The sequence below is a fragment of the Parasedimentitalea huanghaiensis genome (assembly GCF_009753675.1).
GTDB classification, from domain to species: domain Bacteria; phylum Pseudomonadota; class Alphaproteobacteria; order Rhodobacterales; family Rhodobacteraceae; genus Parasedimentitalea; species Parasedimentitalea huanghaiensis.
The window spans coordinates 278085-298871 of the sequence record NZ_WQLV01000004.1 but is presented as its reverse complement, the minus strand read 5'-3'; the positions used below and the strand labels follow the sequence as shown (position 1 = coordinate 298871).

Here is a 20787-nt window from a genome sequence, read left to right as displayed (position 1 = left end):
GATCCAGAACAACCACTACCGCTGCCTCAAAGCACTGCGAAACCTGTTACCACGAGAGGATCGCCTGTTGGCGGTACGACCGTCTTAGAAACCAAACCATCCGCCCCACAGATGGTAAGGTAGAATTGAATTGCCCCTTTTAGTCAGGGGGCAATTCACGCAAACAAGCGCCCAAATGCAGGTCGCTGATCTTCGACACCAGCCAGTCGAAGCATATGCCAGGCCAAAGCCTGATTGCTGGAAAACACCGGAACACCGGTTCTGGCCTCAATCTCAGGAATGACGCTCAGACAACGTAGGTTAGTGCAGGCAATGACAACCGCTTCACAAGGGGCAGTTTGCGCAACCTGTACAGCTGCAGCCAAAATAGACTGCTCCGTTATCCGCGCCACGACACGGTCATCACCTTCTTCAAACGACCCGAATGCCGCGATCTCAAAGCCCCCCTCTTCCAGCCGACCGCGCATGCGCTCTGACACGTCCGGCACGTATGGCGTAACAAACCCCAATCGTTCGATACCCATGCGCTTCCCTGCGGCAATAATCGCCGCCAGAGGATCAGTGACACGGGCATTCGGAAACACCCTGCGCACAGAGTGTGCTACGTTTTCGGAGCCAATCACACTGGAGGCTGAAGTACAGCCATAGCCGATCACGTCGAACGGCAAGGAAGGTGGCAATAAACGGGCTGACGCCGGAAGGTCAGCTTCCATCTGTGCGAGTGTATCCGGGCGAATTTCCGACACCATTGGGATCCGGCTATGATAGAGCGCAACGCCTTCCAGATCTGTCATCCGCGCAAATTCAGGCTCTAGCGTTTCGTCAGTTTCCAAAACAATCACACCCAGCGTCGCTCGGGTGCCAATCCCTTCGTCCGTTTCAAAATCGAGTTTCATCCCGCCCTCCTCTTCAGATTACCGGCAGTTCATCGGCGGCCCGCTTAGTCAGAAGTTTTGCTCCATCAGCGCGGACAACAATGTTTTCCTCGTGCACCATAAGACGCCCGTCGCCATAGCCGAGTGAGGGTTCGAGCGTGAGAACCATATTTTCCTCAATTATCGTGTCGTCAAATTCTGCGTGCGACGGCCATTCAGTCAATTGCATACCCAGCCCGTGCCCCAACCGTCCGACGTCACCTGTCTGTTCGTCAATCTCGGAAATCACGACTTGCATCGCATTAAACAGTTCGCGGCAGGTGTTGCCGGGGCGGGCTGCTGCCAACCCGGCTTCGGTCGCACGCCACAAGACATCATAGGCCCGCCGCGACGCGTCATCCACCCGGCCAATTGCAAAGTTACGGTCGAAATCGCAAAAATATCCATCCCAGGTGGCGCCCGTGTCCAGCATCAAAATGTCACCAGATTGTAAGGGACGCGGCGTGGGCGGAGAAATCACATCGTGATACCCCCCCTGATCGGCTCCTCCAACCAAGTAGGGTACGTCATCTGCGCCTTGTGCCAGTGCCTCGCGGCGAAAGGCGCGGAACAGGTCTTCCAGTGGCAGCCCTTCATGGGCCAAATTTGGTACCTGATCGAAACTTCGTGAACCGATTGCACAAATGTGAGCAAGTTTTTCAATTTCCGATTCTGATTTGACGATGCGCAGACTGCGCACCAGACTGGTTGCATCGGCGATCTCAAGCCCCGGCAAGCCAGTCATCAGTCGCTCATACTCCCCCAGAGGCATGCGGAGCGCTGTTTCATGACCTTTCATCACACCAATGCGCGCGCCCTCGCGCGACAGCGGGTTTAACAACTCGGTCAACAAGCTGATGCCATCATCCTTGGGAGAAGGGGCGCTCCAACAGCGAATATCTGTGACCCAGGTCGTCCGCATCAATTCGGCCCCAATTTCGGGGATGATCGCGATAGGTTTTCCAGTCGCTGGAACAAATAGGAACCATGGGCGCGTTGGGCTTTGCCAAAACAAGGTATGAAAACCGCTGAAATAGCGAACCTCTGGTTCTGTCATTAATAGCAGCCCCGCTAGCCTCTGCTTGGCCATTAAGGCTTGAGCGCGACGGGTGCGATCTGCGAATTCCTCGTCTGGAAAACCCCGTATTGGCTGGTCAGGCATCCTCCGCCTCCATGATCTCAGCGAAAATCGCCGGGTCGGTGACCCCTTCAGAACCGATCAGCAACACACGCGAGGTCTTATCCAGTCCAAGTGAAGCAGAAAGCTGTGTAGATTGGCATGCCGCGATCAGAGCCGCCAATCCCGCAACAGCGCTTTCCCCAGCTTCTATCGCGGGATCTGCCCCCATTGGACGTGCCAGAAGACGCACGGCTGGGGCGACAATTGTATCTGGAATGGTCAGAAAATCTGAGGTTTCCTCGCGCAGGATCTCCCAGGCCATTTCAGAAGGCTCTCCGCAGGACAGGCCTGCCATGATGGTCTCTTCAGAGATTTTGACACTGGTTGGCTGACCTTGGTGGGCACTTTCAAAAAGGCAGGCTGCTAGCTCAGGTTCAACCACGACCACACGGGGACTCTGCCCCCCCCAGTACTGACGCAGTGCTGCAGCAACTGAAGCCGCCAGCCCGCCAACGCCACCTTGCAGAAACACATGCGTCGGGGCTTGGTCCAGGGCTTCGCAGGCCTCTCGTGTCATGACACCATATCCTGCCATCACATCGCGGGGCGGCTCGCTGTAACCTTCCCACGATGTATCAGACACCACAAACCAACCGTTTTCTTCTGCTTCGCTCCGGGCCAGCGCGACCGATTCATCATAATCACCGTCGATCCGGATCACGTCTGCCCCTAACTCACGCATCGCCTGCGCCCGCCCCTCACTGACCTCGCTGTGAATATAGATGCGGCAGGGTGCACCAAACCGTTTGCAACCCCAGGCCAGAGAACGCCCATGATTGCCATCCGTAGCGGAAACCAAAGTGATCTGCGCACAGTCCTTGGCATAGTCGCCAGCCCGAATGTCACTCAGGGCAACTTCGGTCTCCAAGCGACGAGACAATTCACGCCCAAGTACCCGCATCGCAGCATATGCCCCACCAAGCGCTTTGAAGCTGCCCAGACCAAACCGCGGTCCTTCGTGCTTGTAGTCAATCCGGGCGACACCAATGCTGGACGCAAGGGCATTTAGGGCAACCAAAGGCGTCGGCGCGTGGCCTTCCCAAGCGGTGATTTCCGCATGGGCGGCCTGAAAGTCCTCTTTGGATAAGACCCGGTCGGCAGCTCCGTTCTTCTCGGGTGTACCCGAAATGTGCCGCAGTTTAGCAGTGGCGAAAATCTTGGTCATCATTTGTCCTTTTCTGCAGGGAGCCGGTCACGCACCAGCTGCACCCAAAAGTCTGCGCCAATCGGCAGCAAGGCATCATTGAAGTCATAATCTGCCGCATGCAGCGGCTGGCCGTTGGGGCCTTCGGTTCCATTGCCCATCAGCAAAAAACACCCTGGTACAGCATTGCAGAACCGGGCAAAATCCTCTGAAAAGCTCATTGGTGCACGATCACGCAAGACATCCAGACCAGCGGCATTACCTGCCCGGTAGGCAGCTTCAGCTGGTCCGTCCGCATTGATGGTTTCGACAAATTCAGTATTGAAGTCCACACTGACCGAAGCCCCGTGGCCACTTGCAATTCCTTCCGAAATCTGGCGCATTAACCGCTCAATGGCATCACGATCCTCTGGTGCGCGTGCGCGCACGTCGCCTTTCAACACGACCTGACCCGGCAATACATTTCGCTGCCCATCGGTCAGAAACTCAGTGACCGAAACAACGGCGCCTGCACCAGGTGCCAGTTTGCGCGAAACAACTGTTTGCAACGCCAACACCAGCTCTGCCCCGATGGGTAACGCATCAATTCCGACCTGGGGCATCGAGGCATGACCGCCCTGCCCGGTTATCGTGATCTCAAACAGGCTTTCGCTGGCGCAGATCAGTCCGGTTCGTGTTGAAACTTGCCCTAAGGGCGCACCCGGCAAATTGTGAATGGCGTATACCTCTTCAATCGGGAACTGCTCCAGCACCCCCTCATCAATCATCGCCTGTGCACCCAATCCGTGCTCTTCGTTGGGTTGAAACAAGAAAATGACCGTACCGTCAAAGCCCCTCTCAACCGCCAACCGTTCAGCGGCCCCCAGTAGCATTGTCATATGCCCGTCATGGCCACAGGCATGCATGACACCCGCATTTTCTGAGGTGTAACCGTGTGTGGAATTTTCGGCAATTGGCAGTGCATCCATATCCGCACGCAGACCAATGGCCCTGTTATCAGAACCAACCCGCAAAAGGCCAACAACCCCCACCCCTTCATGAACCTCCAGTCCAAGATCTCGTAGATGCTGGGCAACAGATGCCTTAGTCCGAACTTCACGAAACCCAAGCTCGGGGTGTTTGTGAAATTCGCGCCGCAACGCTGTCAATTTTTGATGGAACTCAGTCATCAGTACCTCACTATCTCTCTTATGAGGCAGGATAATCAGTATTAGGGATGACAGGCTTTTGATTTCTCGTTTCAGCTACTAAAATAGTCGCCAACGGCGCATGATACGACTGGAATCGGAAATGGACGACAAAGATCTGGATATCCTGCGGCTTGTGCAAACCAATGCCCGACTTACCGCCGAGTCGATCAGCCAGGACGTGGGTCTATCTCCTGCTGCGGTTCAAAAACGGCTACAGAAGCTTCGCGCCAGCAATGTGATCGAACGCGATATTGCCGTTCTTTCGCCCGCCAAATTGGGACGCGAAATGACGATCATCGTCGAGGTGATCCTTGAACGCGAAAACCGCGCCCATCTGGACACCTTTAAACGCAAAATGCGCAACGCACCCTGTGTCCAGCAGTGTTATTACACCACCGGCGAAGGCGATTTTGTGCTGATCCTGAATGTCCACGACATCAAGGAATACGAGGAGTTCACCCAAGCGCATTTCTTCGATGAATCCAATATCAGCCGGTTCAAAACATCCGTGGTCATGGACCGGGTTAAAGTCTCACTGGATGTGCTGTGAATCGCGGTTAAACGATCACTGGAAAAACACTCGACTTCTTGACCACTCCGTAGACAAAACTGGTATCAATAGATGCGATACCACCGATCGCGTGCAGGCGCTTACGCACAAAGTTTTCGTAGTCCGCCAGATCTGCCACCACTACTCGTAGTAAATAGTCTGACATGCCCGTCATGACAAAACACTCCAGAACTTCATCAACCTGGCTCACACTTTGCTCAAATTGTTGAACACAGTCATCCGTGTGACGTTCCAACGTTACCCGCACAAATACCGTCACAGGCAACCCATAGGCAGCGGCATCAACATCAACGCTAAAGCCTTTGATCGCACCACTTTTCTCAAGCAGCTTCACTCTGCGCAAACACGGGGATGGCGACAGACTAACCTCAGAGGCTAGATCTTGATTCGTCATACGCCCATTTCGCTGCAATGCGCGTATGATTTGGCGGTCCTTATGATCCATTTCAGATCCTTTTGGCAGATTATGCCAATTTATGGTCACATGCTGGCAGAGTTCGCAATATCTGACAGATCTTATGCGCCTAAGATTTTCTCAATAGAATTCCTGGAGATCATCATGCGCAACCACCCCGACAGCTTCGCCACTCGTGCCATCCACCATGGCTATGACCCAATGGACAACGAAGGGTCACTGACGCCGCCACTGCATTTGACGTCGACATTTGCATTTGAAACGGCCGAAGCCGGGGGTGATATGTTCGCCGGAGAGCGTGCAGGACATATCTATTCACGAATTTCCAACCCAACGTGTGATCTGCTCGAAAAGCGAATTGCTGTGCTGGAAGGGGCTGAGGCCGGTTTAGCACTCGCCTCGGGCATGGGCGCAATCACCTCTGCAATCTGGACATTGGTAGCTCCCGGAGACGAGGTAATCCTCGACAAGACCCTATACGGCTGCACCTTCTCTTTCATGCAGCACGGGTTGGCCAAATTTGGCGTCACCGTGACCCATGTTGATCTGACCAACCCCGAAAACCTGCGCGATGCAATTAGTGAAAAAACCAAAGTTGTGTATTTCGAAACGCCAGCCAACCCAAACATGCGGCTGGTCGACATTCGCGCGATTTCGGATATTGCACACGAAGGAAATGCAAAGGTTGTCGTCGACAACACCTATGCAACGCCTTACCTAACCCGGCCTATTGAGCTTGGCGCTGATCTGGCCCTGCATTCGGCGACCAAGTATCTCGGCGGCCATGGCGATGTGGTTGCGGGCCTGCTGGTTGGCAGCGCTGAGCTGATCCAGGAGATACGTCTGTATGGCATGAAGGACATGACTGGTGCGGTTATGGCGCCTTTCAATGCGATGTTGGTCCTACGTGGGTTGAAGACACTGGAACTGCGCATGGATCGCCACTGTTCCAGCGCTCAGACAATTGCCGAAATGCTCGAAGTGGCGCCGGGTGTGCAAAAGGTTTGGTACCCTGGTTTGCCAAGTTTTGAGCAGTACGACCTCGCCGCTCGTCAAATGAGCCAGTCCGGCGGTATGATTGCCTTTGAGCTGGAAGGCGGGTTAGAGGCAGGACGCGCCCTGATGAACAAGCTGCAGCTGATCACCCGGGCAGTCTCCCTTGGCGATGCGGAAACCCTGATCCAGCACCCCGCCAGCATGACCCATTCCACCTATACCCCGGAAGAGCGTGCCCTGCATGGTATCAGCGAAGGCTTAGTGCGCCTGTCCGTTGGTCTGGAAGGTATTGATGACATCCTTGCGGATCTTCGGCAGGCCTTGCCGCAGTCGCCCCTCTCCAAAGCCGCTTGATAGGGGTTTCAGATATGACCGACCACAAAACTCAGTTGAAAACCGTAGAGCAGCGTTTGCTTTGGCTGTCGCATTGGATGATCCACAACGCCAACCATATCCGGCCCAAGGCTGATGGGATTAAAGTGGGCGGGCATCAGGCGTCCTCGGCATCGATGGTGTCAATCATGACGGCGCTCTACTTTTCAGAACTACGCCCAGAAGATCGGGTAGCCGTGAAACCCCATGCCTCGCCGATCTTTCACGCCATACAATATCTGATGGGAAATCAGACTCGTGAGAAAATGGAGAACTTTCGCGGCTTCGGCGGCGTGCAAAGCTATCCATCCCGCACTAAGGATATCGACGATGTAGATTTCTCCACTGGGTCCGTTGGGCTTGGGGTTGCCATCACCTCTTTTGCGTCGATCATACAAGATTACATTCAGGCTAAATCCTGGGGTGAAGATCAAAACCTTGGTCGAATGATTGCATTGGTGGGTGATGCAGAACTGGATGAAGGCAACATCTATGAAGCCCTGCAAGAGGGCTGGAAGAATGACCTGCGCAATTGTTGGTGGATCATCGACTATAACCGTCAGTCGCTGGATGGTGTAGTACGTGAAGGCCTGTTCAAGCGTGTAGAACAGATTTTTGACGCTTTTGGCTGGGACGTCGTTCGCGTCAAATATGGCCACCTTCAACAGGCCGCGTTTAAAGAACCAGGCGGGGAGGAACTACGCAACTGGATCGATAACTGCCCAAACCAGATGTATTCCGCACTAACCTATATGGGCGGCGCAGTCTGGCGCGAACGCCTGATGGAAAGCCTTGGGGATCAGGGCGACGTTACAGCCCTGATCGCGCGCCGGAACGACGATGAACTTGCTGCGCTGATGGAAAACCTCGGTGGCAACTGCGTTCAAACCATGGCTGATACATTTGCGGCGATTGATCACGACCGCCCCGTCTGCTTCCTGGCCTATACCGTCAAAGGCTGGGGCACCCCAATTGCCGGACACAAAGACAACCATGGCGGCTTGATGAACAAGACCCAGATGGTCGAATGGCAAAAGAAAATGGGCGTAGCCGAAGGGCAGGAATGGGAGAAGTTTGCAACGGTTTCCGACCCGGATAATCTCCAGTCATTTTTAGACCAGGCACCATTCTTTGCCAAAGGCGCTCGCCGGTATCACGATGAAATCATCGACGTGCCGACCATTGAGCTAGAGACCAGTAAGGATACCTCGACCCAGATGGCCTTTGGCAAGATTTTGGATGACCTGTCAAAAGGGGAGAGCCTACTGGCCGAGCGTATTGTCACAACCTCTCCTGACGTTACTGGCACCACCAACCTTGGCCCTTGGGTAAATCGCCGCAAACTGTTTGCCCGCACCCATCAGGCTGATACCTTTAAGGCAGAGAACATCCCCTCCACCGCCAAATGGGAATTCGCGCCAAATGGTCAGCATATCGAGCTGGGCATTGCAGAGATGAACCTGTTCCTGCTGCTTGCGGCGGCTGGTTTGTCCCATTCCGTTTTTGGTAAGCGATTGATCCCAATTGGTACGGTTTATGACCCGTTCATCGCCCGTGGCCTCGATGCGCTGAACTACGCCAGCTATCAGGATGCTCGGTTTATGATCGTGGGTACACCTTCAGGCGTCACATTGTCTCCTGAAGGTGGTGCGCACCAATCTATTGGCACACCATTGATCGGTATGTCTCAGGATGGGCTTGCGGCGTTTGAACCCGCATTCGCCGACGAACTGGCAGTTATCATGCAATGGGCATTTTCTTATTTGCAAAAAGACGGCGAAAGCGATCCGGATGAACGCACTTGGTTGCGTGACGAAACCGGTGGATCAGTCTACCTGCGCTTAACCACCAACCCAATTGAACAACCGGGTAAGCGCGTCGATGAGGATTTCCGGCAGGGCGCCATTGATGGTGCATATTGGTTGCGCAAACCGGGGCCAAATTGCGAAGTGGTTATCGCCTATCAAGGCGCGGTTGCCCCTGAGGCCGTCAAGGCCGCTGGCATAATAGGTGAAGGCCGACGAGATGTTGGCGTACTGGCTGTGACATCAGCTGACCGGCTGAACGCGGGTTGGACAGCTGCACAACGGGCTCGCTCAAACGGTATCGCCACCGCGCAGTCCCACGTAGAGACATTGCTGACAGATTTGCCGCAGCATTGCAAACTTGTCACCGTCATCGACGGCCACCCAGCAACGCTGTCGTGGCTGGGCTCAGTTCATGGCCACCAGACTGTGCCTCATGGCGTTGAACACTTTGGCCAGACTGGGACAATTGCCGATCTGTACAGGCATTTCCGCATTGATGCGGACTCGTTGGTGCGTTCGGTTGGCAAGCTCACAACAGGCCGACAAATTTCGCATCTTTCCGCCGTATCCTGAAACTATTGGCAAATACGGTTCTGGGTGGGCTCCCCTCGCTCGGAACCGATACCAACCTTAACATTGGATAGGCCCGGAATTTTAGTCGGCAATCGACTTAGCAGGAAATACGTAAATGCGTGATCCCCCCTGCGCGTCCAACATATCACGAAGTGTTTGTACAACCGCAGTTTGGCGAGCCAAGTACTATCATCATATCCTGGGAAACCAACAAGCAGCTTGGTGACTGCAAACCGCAGACCTGCGGTGAAAATGGTGGGTCGTGAGAGGCTCGAACTCCCGACATCTTCGGTGTAAACGAAGCGCTCTACCAACTGAGCTAACGACCCGTTGAGGCAGGATTTAGACAATGCGCGGAACGGGCGCAAGGGCATAATTGACTTTTTTTGCCTTATTTGAAAACTTATCTCAGAACCTGCTCTTTGCCGTCTTTTAGCAGGTATATGCAGCCCTGATCCTTAGACAATTTCCCCATCTCAGTTCGTCCTAAACTGCAGACGATCCCCCGCATCACCTGCCCTAGCAGCGCATGTGCTACGACCACCGTCGGACCTGTCAACGTTGCCAAGAAATCTGATATGCGGCTTTGGAACATATCGAACCCTTCGCCTCCCGGCGCAGCACAATACAGATCCAACGTAGTTGAGTTGTTTGCAAACAACTCTGGAAAACCCTGAGCCACCTCTGCGTTGGTCCGCCCTTGAAAATCACCAGCACAAATTTCTGCAAGGCGCGCGTCAGTTTCAAAGGGCGCGCCACCAAGGGCAATATCAGCCGTTTGCTGTGCCCGCCCCAAGGGCGATACAAAACAAAGCGGCCGCTGACTAAGAATGGGCTTCATCAGTTCGGCCTGACGCCGTGCCTGCTGTATCCCCAATTGGGTGAGGCAAGATTCCATCTGGCCCTGAACGCGCTGCTCAGCGTTCCATTCGGTTTGCCCATGCCGAAGCAGCCAAATTGGGGGGAGATTCTGCATTCCGGCTACCTTGCATTTTGAAACCAATGCGCAATTACTAGTCGCTACTGCCAGAGAGCAAAAGCCCCAGGCACATCAACTTGAAAACGCGTAGCCATATCAGCACGTACCAACACCCAACTGGTGCTTCATCAATCACAATGGCGTCAGAACGTTGCCAACTTGGTGGCTGGGGGGCGAAACTGGCTTTGCAGCACGTCTTAGGTGACAAAAAATCTTATCTAAAATGCAAAACGCGACCCAATGTACAGGGGTCGCGTTTCAATAACTCGTTTTCGTAAAGGCTTATGCCAGTGCGAGGTTCACAGCGGACTCGCGACCGTCACGGCCGGGCTCGATGTCAAAAGTCACTTTCTGGTTGTCGGCCAGACCGGTCAGGCCTGAACGTTCAACTGCTGAGATGTGCACGAACACATCCTTGCTGCCACCTTCAGGTGCGATGAAGCCGAAGCCTTTGGTAGAGTTGAACCATTTTACGGTGCCAGTGGCCATATCCGTAGTCTCCAATTATTTGCTGCCCGCGTTGGTGCGGCAGCCCGGCGTGTCAGGTCTGGATCGAAAGACTGAAGGCCGAAGAACGGGAAACAGTAGGACGAAAAAGAAAAACTTAGCGGCTTCCATTTGAAGGGTGGCACCGATTTTTTCAAGAGGCAAATTGGAGATAGGCGTAGATCAGCTTAGCTCCAGCCTACTTTCTTGATCTAAATTGGGCCTTTAGAACCCCAAGAACCCCTAAAAGGAAACATAAACCGTTTGAGTTACATCAGCCTGTTATCATTCTATAAATAGGCTACATACAGCGACACTCCAAACCCTCTGGCCTGAAAAACCGCAAAACCATAATCATGGCATGCGAACCAGCGGCGTGCAGACATGACTGCAACGTGTCTTGGCTAGGCGGGCCACCCATTTGCAGTGAACACCGGAAACTCTTTCAAGTTTAGAGCCTAAAAACGGCGCGTGAACCTCAACCATCGCCTTCTGCGATTCAGTCAGACACAGTCTTATCAACTTCGGATAAATTACTTGTGCTAGCAATGCTCTGTCGAATTTTGCAAATGATTACCCGGCCATTGTTACGCAGTTCGCTACGGTTGATACGCAGTTTTCCTAACGGCTGCATATTCAGCTCACGACCTTCGCCAATGGTTTCACCAAGAACTGCAAGCATTGCTTCGACGACCGGCTTGGCATCCTTTTTCTTCACACCCGATCGCTCGACAACCAAATCAATGAGTTCCTTTTTGCGCATTTCGGGCGCGGAAACGACTGGACCAGGCATAACAACTGCAGGTTCAGGCGGTGTTTTGGTCGCAATTGGTTTAGCAGTGGGTTCGCCGCCTTGGTCACCCACCGCTTTGGCAGCAGTTTTAGGCTGTTCAGTTTTCTTGGGCTGATCAGACTTTGCAGTACTGGAACTTTTTTTAGTGCGTGCTGCCATGGTTTTGCCCCGTATTTTGTGTTTTTTGAAAGCTACGCGAATTTTTTCCAAGTTTCCAGTTTCTTGTCAAAAATGGACGGGCTTTCAGTCTGTTAACACCATTTTGAAATCCATTATTGCGAGAATAGGCACACCTTTACTTCCGTTCAGCTTTGTTCTTCACAAAAAGAAAATTCGATATCCTGCGCTTCGTGTTTCTCAATCTGCTGGCAAGGTATTTCTGCAGATCATGGTTCGCAGCGTAAAGCTTGAACGAGTGGAACGAATGCCCGGGACGCGCATCAATTGATTTTCAAGAAATCGGTCAAAACAGGTGAGATCACTGGCAACCACTCGCAGTAAAATATCTCGGCTTCCCGTCATCAGATAACACTCCATAACTTCGTCGAACTGGCGAACCGCTGCCTCGAACCTGCCTAAGGCATCACTTGACTGACGCTCCAGTTCAACGGTTACGAATATAGTCACGGGCAACCCAAGCTTGGCTTGGTCTACACGCGCCGAATACCCGGTGATCACGCCGTCTTCCTCAAGATTGGCAACCCGCCGCGCACAAGGCGTTGGAGACAATCCAACGCGTTCTGACAGGTCTGCCATTTTTTGACGCGCATTCAGCTGCAACTCCGAGACTATCTTTCTATCGATGGCGTCCATTAGATTTTCCCTATTACCAGCGGTATCATTAGGTGAAAGCTCCAAAATTTGCAAAACGCTTAGCGCAATTTGGCGAATACTCGCGCGCAACCTAGATTATCAGATGGCAACGGAGGAACAAGAGAATGAACATCACACCAGTGCCATCTAGCAGTCACGAAGAGATTTACTGCGTCGAGGACACAGCAACAGGTCTGCATGGGTACATAGCCGTGCACTCAACATTGATGGGCCCTGCAGCCGGTGGGTTGCGCATGCGCCCATATGCCAATGCCGAGGACGCATTGACAGACGTCAAAAGGTTGAGTGAAGGCATGACTTATAAAAATGCCGCAGCTGGGCTACCACTGGGTGGCGGCAAAGCCGTGATCATCGGTGACCCAGGTCACGACAAGACGCCAGAACTGCTGCAGGCCTTTGGCGAAGGGATCAATAGCCTAAAGGGTCGGTATTATACCGCGGAAGATATGGGAATGAGCCCAACCGACATGGCGCAATTGGCGAAAGTCACCCCTTGTGTCGCAGGTTTGCCCACTGGCGACTACGCCAGCGGCGATCCATCTCCGATTACTGCTCGCGGTATCTTTAACGCAATCCGGACCACCCAAAAACAACACTGCGGTAGCGCCGAGCTGGAAGGCATATCGGTAGCAGTACAGGGCTTGGGGAATGTCGGCTGGCATCTGTGTGATCTGTTAAACATGGCAGGCGCCAATCTGATCATCACCGACACAGATGCAAAGAGAGTTGCCAAGGCGGTAACGGTATTTGGCGCCCAAGCCGTGGAGCCAGATCAGATCTATACCGTTGAAGCCGATATATTTGCCCCTTGCGCGATTGGGGGCATCTTGAATGCAACGACGATACCTCTGCTTAAGGTGGCAATTGTTGCAGGTGGCGCCAACAACCAGCTGGCAACACCACAAGATGCGACCGCCCTACATGACCGGGGAATTCTCTATGCACCAGATTTTGTCGCAAATGGTGGTGGTATCATCAATGTTGCGACTGAAATTCTTGAAATTTCGGACCGCACGGCTTTTGTCGATGAAAAGTTGGCAGCCTTAGATTTGACCTTGCAAGCTATTTTGCGCCAAGCCAAAGCCGAAAACACCAGCCCTGATGCAGTGGCCATTGCCACAGTGCAGGCAAAAATGGCACGTCCCGCGGCATAAGCAGAAACACAAAAAGGGCGGCACTTAAGCCGCCCTTTCTACAGATGAAATGGGATTTTAGTGGGCGACCGCCCCTGCCCCATCTTCAGATCGCTTTAGCGCAGCCTTGGCTGCGGCGGCTTCTTCTTCGACTTCCTCATCCCATTCGATAGCCTCAGGCTCGCGGACCAAAGCATGCTTCAGAACCTCGGACACGTGTGAAACCGGGATGATTTCCAGCCCCTCTTTCACATTGTCAGGGATTTCCGGCAGATCCTTTTCGTTCTCTTTCGGGATCAATACAGTTTTGACTCCGCCACGCAGTGCAGCCAGCAGCTTTTCCTTCAAACCGCCAATCGCCAGTGCATTCCCACGCAGGGTAACCTCGCCAGTCATCGCAATATCTTTGCGAACCGGAATCTGTGTCAGCACCGACACAATCGATGTCACCATAGCCAAACCGGCACTCGGACCGTCTTTCGGCGTCGCAGCTTCTGGCACATGGACGTGGATGTCCCACCGGTCAAAACGCGGCGGCTTAACACCAATCTGAGGCGAGATGGAGCGTACATAAGACGCGGCCGCCTCAATCGACTCCTTCATCACGTCACCCAGCTTACCGGTGGTTTTCATCCGCCCCCTGCCCGGCAGCCGCAGAGCTTCGATGGACAACAGCTCACCACCAACCGAAGTATAGGCCAACCCAGTCACAACACCGACCTGATCTTCCTTTTCAGCCAGACCATAGCGGAATTTCTCAACACCCAGAAAATCGCTCAGGTTGTCGGCCGAAACAGTTACATTGTCGGCCTCTTTCTTCACGATCTTGGTCAAAGATTTCCGTGCGACCTTGGCGATCTCACGTTCCAGGTTCCGCACACCCGCTTCACGGGTATAGGTGCGAATGATCTCAGTCAGAGCGCTATCCTCCAGGTCAAACTCTGTGGCCTTCAATCCGTGGTTTTTGACCTGCTTGGAGATCAGATGCTGCTTGGCAATCTCACGCTTTTCGTCCTCGGTGTAGCCAGACAGTGGGATGATTTCCATCCGGTCCAGCAGCGGCCCAGGCATATTGTAGCTGTTCGAGGTGGTCAGGAACATCACGTTCGAAAGGTCGTACTCAACCTCCATATAGTGATCAACAAAGGTCGAGTTCTGTTCAGGGTCCAACACTTCCAGCATCGCCGACGCCGGATCACCGCGAAAGTCCTGCCCCATCTTGTCGATCTCATCGAGCAGGATTAGTGGGTTGGTGGTCTTGGCCTTTTTCAACGCCTGAATGATCTTACCCGGCATTGACCCGATATAAGTCCGGCGGTGACCACGGATTTCGCTTTCGTCACGTACACCACCCAGTGAAATACGGATGAATTCACGCCCAGTGGCGCGCGCCACAGACTTACCCAACGAGGTCTTACCAACACCCGGGGGGCCAACGAGGCACAGAATGGGGCCCTTCAGCTTGGCCGAACGCTGCTGCACCGCAAGGTATTCAACAATGCGTTCCTTGACCTTCTCCAGACCATAGTGATCCGCATCCAGAATATCCTGCGCCTTGCCCAGGTCCTTTTTTACGCGGGACTTGGTGCCCCATGGAATGGACAACATCCAGTCGAGGTAATTGCGCACAACAGTCGCCTCGGCGGACATTGGCGACATGTTCTTCAGTTTCTTCAGCTCGCCGTCCACCTTTTCACGGGCTTCTTTGCTCAGCTTGGTCTCGGCGATCTTGTTTTCCAGCTCGGCCAATTCGCCTTCGCCTTCTTCACCATCGCCCAGTTCCTTCTGAATGGCCTTCATTTGCTCATTCAGGTAATACTCACGCTGGGTCTTCTCCATCTGAGATTTGACCCGTGTTTTGATCTTCTTCTCGACCTGCAGCACGGACATTTCGCCCTGCATCAAGCCATAGACCTTCTCCAGACGTTCCGACACAGACAGAGTTTCAAGCAGATCCTGCTTTTGCTCAACCTCAATGCCAAGATGCCCTGCAACCAAGTCGCCCAATTTGGCTGGCTCCGCGGATTCACCAATTGCCGACAAAGCCTCTTCAGGAATGTTTTTACGCACTTTTGCATAGCGTTCAAACTCATCCCCAACAGTGCGCAACAGCGCCTCAGTCGTGGTTACGTCACCCGGAATCTCAGTCAGGTATTCAGCCTTGGCTTCGAAGAAGTTGTCGTTCTCAAGATATTCTGAAATTTTGACACGGGCATGGCCCTCGACAAGGACTTTAACTGTGCCATCGGGCAACTTCAGAAGTTGCAACACATTGGCCAGCACGCCAACCTGATAGATGCCCTCGATTTCGGGGTCATCTTCTGCGGGGTCAATCTGGCTGCTCAGAAGGATTTGCTTGTCATCGGCCATCACCTCTTCCAAGGCACGTACCGACTTTTCCCGGCCTACAAACAGCGGCACGATCATGTGGGGAAACACCACGATGTCGCGCAACGGCAATACAGGATAGGAAGAATTGAGAGGCTCTTGCATACTCGGTCCTTACTTTTGGCAAGACGATCCGGTCCCGAAAATCGGCAACCTTGGTTCGTCTCCTCATGGATCTGTTAATCTGGTACGGCGGGCAGTTCATTACAACCAGCTGGCCGTCAAGTTGTCAGTTAGTTTGCCCGCAGCGGCCCGCGATCACAAGGTGCGATTTACGGTCAGGGTGACCAAATCGCTAATTCCCCCCCCTAACAACCAGAGTCATCTGTCAACCATGGCTCGCTACCCAATACGGCGGCAAAATCGTTGTCGAATTTGAGAATTAGAAAATGCCAATAGGTCATACCAAACCCTGTGCAAAAATCGCACAGGGTCTTTGGCCATAAGGACAATATTGTTAAGTAGGAATACCCAACCAATGGGGCAAAATTGCAGAGTGACTAAATCGGCTCGATATCACCTTCGGCACGACCAGCATGGAACTCCGCTTGCCATACGTCAAACGTGCCTGCTGAAATCGCTTCACGCATGCCTGCCATAATATCCTGAAAGTACTGTAAGTTATGCCAAGTTAACAACATTCCACTGATCATTTCGTTGCTGCGGAACACATGGCTAAGATAGGCCCGCGAATAGTTGCGGCAGGCCGGACAGGAACAGTTTTCGTCCAGTGGGCGCGGATCATCAATGTGACGAGCATTCTTGATATTGACTACTCCGTGGCGCGTGTAAGCTTGCCCTGTCCGGCCTGAACGCGATGGCAGAACACAGTCCATCATATCAATGCCACGCGCCACAGCGCCAACAATGTCATCAGGTTTGCCTACACCCATCAGATAGCGCGGCTTATTCTGAGGCAGCATGTCTGGTGCATAATCCAACACTCCAAACATTGCTTCCTGACCTTCACCAACGGCCAACCCGCCGACTGCGTAGCCATCAAACTCAATGTCACGCAGCTTTTCGGCGCTTTCTGCGCGCAATTCTTGCGTTACGCCCCCTTGCTGAATGCCAAACAAGGCATGGCCGGGCCGATCCCCAAAGGCATCGCGCGACCGTGCAGCCCATCTCATTGACATCCGCATGCTTTCTGCAACGGCATTATCAGTGGCAGGCAATGCTGGGCATTCGTCGAAACACATAACAATATCACTGCCCAACATCCGTTGGATTTCCATCGACCGCTCAGGCGTGATTTCATGCTTGGAGCCATCAACGTGACTTTTGAAGGTAACGCCCTGCTCGGTCAGTTTACGCAAGCTGGCCAATGACATCACCTGAAACCCGCCACTGTCTGTCAATATCGGACGCTGCCAGTTCATAAACTTGTGCAGACCGCCCAGGCGTTCGATCCTTTCGGCCGTTGGGCGCAACATCAGGTGATACGTGTTGCCCAACAAAATGTCTGCACCTGTAGAGCGCACACTTTCTGGCATCATGGCCTTAACCGTCGCTGCCGTGCCCACTGGCATAAATGCCGGCGTGCGGATCTCACCACGCGGGGTCGAAATCACCCCGGTACGGGCTTTGCCATCAGAGGCTTGTAGATCAAATGTGACTTTCGGCGACATTGGTATATCCTCATCCTACGCTCTACATTGCGTAACTCGCCGCGTTTGCCCTATCCGGTTGGAATTGACAAGTCTTGTGAATGCTTGCCACAGACCAGTTCGAAGACCATACATAGGTTGAAATGAGGGGATTTGTCCCCACCTGTATACCATAGTACACAATTATTGAGGCCCAGCATGTCCGAAGACCAAATTATTAGATTGATATCCCAGAACGGCATCTACCTGCTAGGTGCGATCTTCCTGATCGTTGTCATCCTGAAGGGCATTCGTATCGTTCCCCAATCAGAGAAATATGTCGTGGAGCGTTTTGGCCGCCTGTACTCTGTCCTTGGGCCAGGCATTAACTTTGTCATTCCGTTCCTAGATTCCGTTGCACACAAGATTTCGATTCTTGAGAGGCAACTGCCCACGGCCAGTCAGGACGCGATCACAAAAGACAACGTTTTGGTACAGGTAGAAACATCAGTGTTTTACCGTATTATTGAACCCGAAAAAACTGTTTACCGCATCCGCGACGTTGATGCCGCCATTTCAACAACTGTAGCAGGGATCGTGCGCGCAGAGATTGGTAAGATGGACCTCGATGAAGTTCAGGCCAACCGCGACCAGTTGATCACAACCATTAAAAAGGCGGTAGAAGATTCAGTCGATGATTGGGGCATCGAAGTGACCCGCACGGAAATTCTGGACGTAAATCTGGACCAAGCTACCCGCGACGCAATGTTACAACAGTTGAACGCTGAACGGGCTCGGCGTGCGCAAGTGACGGAAGCCGAAGGTGCCCGCCGTTCAGTCGAACTTGCTGCTGATGCGGAGCTCTACGCCGCAGAGCAGATTGCCAAGGCTCGTCGTATTCAGGCCGATGCCGAAGCCTATGCAACTGAAGTTGTTGCCAAGGCCATCAAAGAGAATGGAATCGAAGCCGCACAGTATCAGGTTGCTTTGAAGCAGGTCGAAGCCCTGTCTATCCTCGGTAACGGAGATGGAAAGCAGACTATTATAGTCCCCGCCGATGCTGTTCAGGCCTTTGGCAACGCATTTAAGATGCTGAGTGGAGGCAAGTAATGGGCGACCCAATCTGGTCAACTTGGTGGATCTGGGCAGCTACAGCGCTATTGCTGGCTATCGTCGAAGTCCTGGCTCCCGGATTTGTATTCCTGGGCTTTGCCATTGGTGCTGCAGCTGTATCCTTGATCCTGCTTAACACAGGCATGTCAGTTGGCCTGCCGATGTTACTGTTGATATTCGCAGCTTTGTCGCTCGTTGCCTGGCTCATTCTGCGGCGTATTTTTGCCCGACCTCAGGGTCAGGTGAAAACCTTCGACCACGACATCAACGATTAGCCACAACACCAAGAACCGCGCAGTACCTTTATCTGCGAGGTCGGGTCAGGGCTACGTGCTCTGACCCATTTTCAATTCAAGCTGCATCCAGAGCAGCAATGATTGGAGAAAAGTCTGCCACTTTAAGGCTAGCCCCTCCAACCAGAGCGCCGTCGACATTTTCCACAGCAAAAATTTCAGCAGCGTTACCCGGCTTCACAGATCCACCATACAAGAGCCGAATTGCACTACCAGTCTCACCCCCAAATCGGGCCACAAGTTGGGTGCGCAAGAATGTATGCACCTCACCAATTTGCTCCAACGTAGGCACTTTTCCGGTTCCAATGGCCCAAATCGGTTCGTATGCAATCACCAGAGTGTCACCAGTTGCGTCATTGGGAACAGACTCAGCAAGCTGTGTTCCAATGATCTCCAACGTCACGCCCGTTTCGCGCTGCTGCAGGCTTTCCCCCAAACACACAATGGCAGTCAGCCCTGCCGCTATTGCAGCCTCAGCTTTCGAGCAAACCACGACATCCGTTTCATTGTGATCCGTGCGGCGCTCTGAATGGCCCAAGATCACCGATGTAGCACCCGCATCCTTTAACATCTCACCACTTGCATCTCCGGTATGCGCCCCGGAGGTCGCGGCATGGCAATCCTGTCCACCTACCGTGACTGCGCTCTTTTTCACGATTTCTGCCGCACGATGCAGAAGCGGAGCCGGAGGGCAAATCAACACGTCTACACTAGCTGTAGTATGCGCATCAGCCAGTGCCTCCAATTCTGACAGCGCCGCGCTAGTGCCGTTCATTTTCCAATTTCCCGCCGCTAATTTCCGCCGCATCTGCTACCTCCTAAATGCATTTTGAGCTTGGTAACATCGCCCGCGCCGCGAAACAATTACCACAGCTTCGGTCGCAACATTTTCAGTCACCAGAACAGCAAAAAGGCGGGAAACACCCGCCCAATTCCATACCGCCCATTCTACCCGGTCAAAGGTTGGGCATATCCTTGAAGCTGATCGATTCACCACACCCGCAAGCGTCAGAAACATTAGGGTTGTTAAACTTGAACCCAGCCTCCAACAGTGACACCTCATAGTCGATCTCGGTGCCAAACAGGAACATCTGTGCCATTGGCGCAATCATCACCTTGGCGCCGCTTTGCTCAACGACCTCATCGTTAGGATCAGGCTGATTGACGTACTCCATGGTATATTCCATGCCTGCGCAGCCGCCTTTTTTGACACCGATCCGTAGTCCGGCATGACCAGCCTGCACCATTAGCTTGGATATCTGCGCTGCAGCCTTAGGGGTGATTGTGACGGCTTGCTTGCCGGGAATGCCAAACATTGGTGTCTCCTTCTACCCCTATTTAAGGATGTCGCTTGCGCGGCTCAACCCCGACGCCCGATTGCGTCGGGAAAAACATAGATTTCAAGTATATCTTTGTCCGATCTGTTCGAACCAAACTGGTGGCGGCGGCTCAAGCGCCGACCACCAAGTTGATACTACATAAAGCCAAGCTCCAGCCGCGCTTCATCAGACATCATCTCCATGCCCCAGGGTGGCTCAAAAGTCAGGTCAATATCGACACTTTTGATGCCTGCAACGGGTTCAACAGCGTCGACGATCCAGCCCGGCATTTCACCCGCAACCGGGCAGCCTGGTGCTGTCAGCGTCATGATGATTTTGACATCGTTCTCTTCGCTGATGTCGATCGTATAGATCAAACCCAGTTCGTAGATATTGACCGGGATTTCCGGATCATAAACTGTACGGATGGCTTCAACCACCGGCTCATACAGTGAGTGGCTGACAGTGGAGGGTGCGATAAGTGGTGCACCTTCTAACGGTTGGGACGCATTGGTCATCAGGACAGGGCCTCGAGTGTTTACCTGAGCAATTATATAGGGATTTCAGATTGGGGCGTCCAGAGGCAGCGCGCGCAAAGATTAGATTTGCGCGACTTTGGTTAAACCGCCACAGAGATCAATCCAGATGGCGTCCAAAAACTTTGCATCATCACCGGTCTCGTCCATCCTCCCCCAAC

General features: G+C 53.2%; 20 protein-coding genes and 1 tRNA gene. 6 read left to right on the top strand and 15 right to left on the bottom strand.

The window, feature by feature from the left end:
• Window positions 1–155: 155 nt before the first annotated feature.
• Genes GO984_RS09095 through GO984_RS09080 form a run of 4 tightly spaced genes read right to left on the bottom strand, consistent with a single transcriptional unit; the run spans window position 156 to window position 4407 of the window.
• A complete protein-coding gene (locus tag GO984_RS09095; protein WP_157022207.1) occupies window positions 156–896 on the bottom strand; it encodes a maleate cis-trans isomerase family protein in 741 nt (246 codons plus the stop codon).
• Between the two features lie 13 nt (window positions 897–909).
• Window positions 910–2076, bottom strand: a complete 1167-nt coding sequence (locus tag GO984_RS09090; RefSeq protein ID WP_157022206.1) for a M24 family metallopeptidase — start codon at window positions 2074–2076, stop codon at window positions 910–912.
• Window positions 2069–3262 carry a diaminopropionate ammonia-lyase gene (locus GO984_RS09085; RefSeq protein WP_245231049.1) on the bottom strand — a complete coding sequence of 398 codons (1194 nt, stop codon included), beginning with the start codon at window positions 3260–3262 and terminating at the stop codon, window positions 2069–2071. The genes GO984_RS09090 and GO984_RS09085 overlap by 8 nt, the downstream gene beginning before the upstream one ends.
• The gene (locus GO984_RS09080) at window positions 3259–4407 is read right to left on the bottom strand and encodes an amidohydrolase (protein WP_157022204.1); all 1149 of its coding nucleotides are present in this window, start codon (window positions 4405–4407) and stop codon (window positions 3259–3261) included. Before GO984_RS09080 ends, GO984_RS09085 begins: the two co-directional genes overlap by 4 nt.
• 121 nt (window positions 4408–4528) lie before the next feature.
• Between GO984_RS09080 and GO984_RS09075 the strand changes: the two genes are divergently transcribed.
• Entirely contained in the window at window positions 4529–4978 is a 450-nt protein-coding gene (locus GO984_RS09075; RefSeq protein ID WP_138165532.1) for an Lrp/AsnC family transcriptional regulator, read from the top strand.
• A 7-nt stretch (window positions 4979–4985) separates the two neighbouring features.
• On the opposite strand, the gene GO984_RS09070 is transcribed toward GO984_RS09075, so the two are convergent.
• Window positions 4986–5444: an Lrp/AsnC family transcriptional regulator gene (locus GO984_RS09070; protein WP_157022203.1), complete on the bottom strand. Its 459-nt coding sequence runs from the start codon at window positions 5442–5444 to the stop codon at window positions 4986–4988.
• A gap of 114 nt (window positions 5445–5558) precedes the next feature.
• Here GO984_RS09070 and GO984_RS09065 point away from each other — a divergent pair, with 114 nt between their 5' ends.
• On the top strand, window positions 5559–6764 hold the full coding sequence (locus GO984_RS09065) for a methionine gamma-lyase (RefSeq protein WP_157022202.1): 1206 nt from the start codon (window positions 5559–5561) through the stop codon (window positions 6762–6764).
• Between the two features lie 14 nt (window positions 6765–6778).
• Window positions 6779–9163 carry a 1-deoxy-D-xylulose-5-phosphate synthase N-terminal domain-containing protein gene (locus GO984_RS09060; RefSeq protein ID WP_157022201.1) on the top strand — a complete coding sequence of 795 codons (2385 nt, stop codon included), beginning with the start codon at window positions 6779–6781 and terminating at the stop codon, window positions 9161–9163.
• A gap of 253 nt (window positions 9164–9416) precedes the next feature.
• On the opposite strand, the gene GO984_RS09055 is transcribed toward GO984_RS09060, so the two are convergent.
• From GO984_RS09055 to GO984_RS09035, 5 genes are all read right to left on the bottom strand, one after another.
• A tRNA-Val gene (locus tag GO984_RS09055) sits at window positions 9417–9492 on the bottom strand.
• A 74-nt stretch (window positions 9493–9566) separates the two neighbouring features.
• A complete protein-coding gene (locus tag GO984_RS09050; protein WP_157022200.1) occupies window positions 9567–10139 on the bottom strand; it encodes a histidine phosphatase family protein in 573 nt (190 codons plus the stop codon).
• A 285-nt stretch (window positions 10140–10424) separates the two neighbouring features.
• On the bottom strand, window positions 10425–10631 hold the full coding sequence (locus tag GO984_RS09045; protein ID WP_138161676.1) for a cold-shock protein: 207 nt from the start codon (window positions 10629–10631) through the stop codon (window positions 10425–10427).
• A 496-nt stretch (window positions 10632–11127) separates the two neighbouring features.
• Complete coding sequence (locus tag GO984_RS23600; protein ID WP_245231048.1) at window positions 11128–11631, bottom strand: HU family DNA-binding protein; 504 nt, start codon at window positions 11629–11631, stop codon at window positions 11128–11130.
• 147 nt (window positions 11632–11778) lie between these two features.
• Entirely contained in the window at window positions 11779–12234 is a 456-nt protein-coding gene (locus GO984_RS09035; RefSeq protein WP_157022199.1) for an Lrp/AsnC family transcriptional regulator, read from the bottom strand.
• 125 nt (window positions 12235–12359) lie between these two features.
• On the opposite strand from GO984_RS09035, the gene GO984_RS09030 reads away from it, so the two are divergent.
• The gene (locus GO984_RS09030; protein WP_157022198.1) at window positions 12360–13409 is read left to right on the top strand and encodes a Glu/Leu/Phe/Val family dehydrogenase; all 1050 of its coding nucleotides are present in this window, start codon (window positions 12360–12362) and stop codon (window positions 13407–13409) included.
• Window positions 13410–13466: 57 nt separating this feature from the next.
• Here the strand turns inward: GO984_RS09030 and lon are convergent, their stop codons facing one another.
• Window positions 13467–15881: an endopeptidase La gene (gene lon / locus GO984_RS09025; RefSeq protein ID WP_157022197.1), complete on the bottom strand. Its 2415-nt coding sequence runs from the start codon at window positions 15879–15881 to the stop codon at window positions 13467–13469.
• 395 nt (window positions 15882–16276) lie between these two features.
• The gene (gene tgt, locus GO984_RS09020) at window positions 16277–17407 is read right to left on the bottom strand and encodes a tRNA guanosine(34) transglycosylase Tgt (RefSeq protein ID WP_157022196.1); all 1131 of its coding nucleotides are present in this window, start codon (window positions 17405–17407) and stop codon (window positions 16277–16279) included.
• Window positions 17408–17584: 177 nt separating this feature from the next.
• Here tgt and GO984_RS09015 point away from each other — a divergent pair, with 177 nt between their 5' ends.
• Both GO984_RS09015 and GO984_RS09010 read left to right on the top strand, forming a co-directional pair.
• The gene (locus tag GO984_RS09015) at window positions 17585–18475 is read left to right on the top strand and encodes an SPFH domain-containing protein (protein WP_157022195.1); all 891 of its coding nucleotides are present in this window, start codon (window positions 17585–17587) and stop codon (window positions 18473–18475) included.
• The gene (locus GO984_RS09010; protein WP_157022194.1) at window positions 18475–18753 is read left to right on the top strand and encodes an NfeD family protein; all 279 of its coding nucleotides are present in this window, start codon (window positions 18475–18477) and stop codon (window positions 18751–18753) included. The genes GO984_RS09015 and GO984_RS09010 overlap by 1 nt, the downstream gene beginning before the upstream one ends.
• A 76-nt stretch (window positions 18754–18829) precedes the next feature.
• Here GO984_RS09010 and tpiA read toward each other — a convergent pair whose 3' ends face one another.
• The 3 genes from tpiA to GO984_RS08995 all read right to left on the bottom strand — a co-directional run bounded on the left by tpiA (window position 18830) and on the right by GO984_RS08995 (window position 20608).
• Complete coding sequence (gene tpiA, locus GO984_RS09005; RefSeq protein ID WP_157022193.1) at window positions 18830–19579, bottom strand: triose-phosphate isomerase; 750 nt, start codon at window positions 19577–19579, stop codon at window positions 18830–18832.
• 148 nt (window positions 19580–19727) lie between these two features.
• On the bottom strand, window positions 19728–20087 hold the full coding sequence (locus GO984_RS09000) for a HesB/IscA family protein (protein WP_157022192.1): 360 nt from the start codon (window positions 20085–20087) through the stop codon (window positions 19728–19730).
• Between the two features lie 158 nt (window positions 20088–20245).
• Window positions 20246–20608 (bottom strand): SUF system Fe-S cluster assembly protein, encoded by a 363-nt coding sequence (locus tag GO984_RS08995; RefSeq protein WP_138161685.1) that lies wholly within the window; start codon window positions 20606–20608, stop codon window positions 20246–20248.
• Window positions 20609–20787 lie beyond the last annotated feature (179 nt).

What these genes read in the sequence shown, in the direction of transcription:
- GO984_RS09030 (WP_157022198.1), top strand. Translation starts at nt 12,360, where the DNA reads ATGAACATCACACCAGTGCCATCTAGCAGTCACGAAGAGATTTACTGC.
- GO984_RS09095 (WP_157022207.1), bottom strand. Translation starts at nt 896, where the DNA reads ATGAAACTCGATTTTGAAACGGACGAAGGGATTGGCACCCGAGCGACG.
- GO984_RS09015 (WP_157022195.1), top strand. Translation starts at nt 17,585, where the DNA reads ATGTCCGAAGACCAAATTATTAGATTGATATCCCAGAACGGCATCTAC.
- GO984_RS09010 (WP_157022194.1), top strand. Translation starts at nt 18,475, where the DNA reads ATGGGCGACCCAATCTGGTCAACTTGGTGGATCTGGGCAGCTACAGCG.
- GO984_RS09000 (WP_157022192.1), bottom strand. Translation starts at nt 20,087, where the DNA reads ATGTTTGGCATTCCCGGCAAGCAAGCCGTCACAATCACCCCTAAGGCT.
- GO984_RS08995 (WP_138161685.1), bottom strand. Translation starts at nt 20,608, where the DNA reads ATGACCAATGCGTCCCAACCGTTAGAAGGTGCACCACTTATCGCACCC.
- tpiA (WP_157022193.1), bottom strand. Translation starts at nt 19,579, where the DNA reads ATGCGGCGGAAATTAGCGGCGGGAAATTGGAAAATGAACGGCACTAGC.
- GO984_RS09045 (WP_138161676.1), bottom strand. Translation starts at nt 10,631, where the DNA reads ATGGCCACTGGCACCGTAAAATGGTTCAACTCTACCAAAGGCTTCGGC.
- GO984_RS09080 (WP_157022204.1), bottom strand. Translation starts at nt 4,407, where the DNA reads ATGACTGAGTTCCATCAAAAATTGACAGCGTTGCGGCGCGAATTTCAC.
- GO984_RS09050 (WP_157022200.1), bottom strand. Translation starts at nt 10,139, where the DNA reads ATGCAGAATCTCCCCCCAATTTGGCTGCTTCGGCATGGGCAAACCGAA.
- GO984_RS09060 (WP_157022201.1), top strand. Translation starts at nt 6,779, where the DNA reads ATGACCGACCACAAAACTCAGTTGAAAACCGTAGAGCAGCGTTTGCTT.
- GO984_RS09065 (WP_157022202.1), top strand. Translation starts at nt 5,559, where the DNA reads ATGCGCAACCACCCCGACAGCTTCGCCACTCGTGCCATCCACCATGGC.
- GO984_RS09070 (WP_157022203.1), bottom strand. Translation starts at nt 5,444, where the DNA reads ATGGATCATAAGGACCGCCAAATCATACGCGCATTGCAGCGAAATGGG.
- GO984_RS09075 (WP_138165532.1), top strand. Translation starts at nt 4,529, where the DNA reads ATGGACGACAAAGATCTGGATATCCTGCGGCTTGTGCAAACCAATGCC.
- GO984_RS09085 (WP_245231049.1), bottom strand. Translation starts at nt 3,262, where the DNA reads ATGATGACCAAGATTTTCGCCACTGCTAAACTGCGGCACATTTCGGGT.
- GO984_RS09035 (WP_157022199.1), bottom strand. Translation starts at nt 12,234, where the DNA reads ATGGACGCCATCGATAGAAAGATAGTCTCGGAGTTGCAGCTGAATGCG.
- lon (WP_157022197.1), bottom strand. Translation starts at nt 15,881, where the DNA reads ATGCAAGAGCCTCTCAATTCTTCCTATCCTGTATTGCCGTTGCGCGAC.
- GO984_RS09090 (WP_157022206.1), bottom strand. Translation starts at nt 2,076, where the DNA reads ATGCCTGACCAGCCAATACGGGGTTTTCCAGACGAGGAATTCGCAGAT.
- tgt (WP_157022196.1), bottom strand. Translation starts at nt 17,407, where the DNA reads ATGTCGCCGAAAGTCACATTTGATCTACAAGCCTCTGATGGCAAAGCC.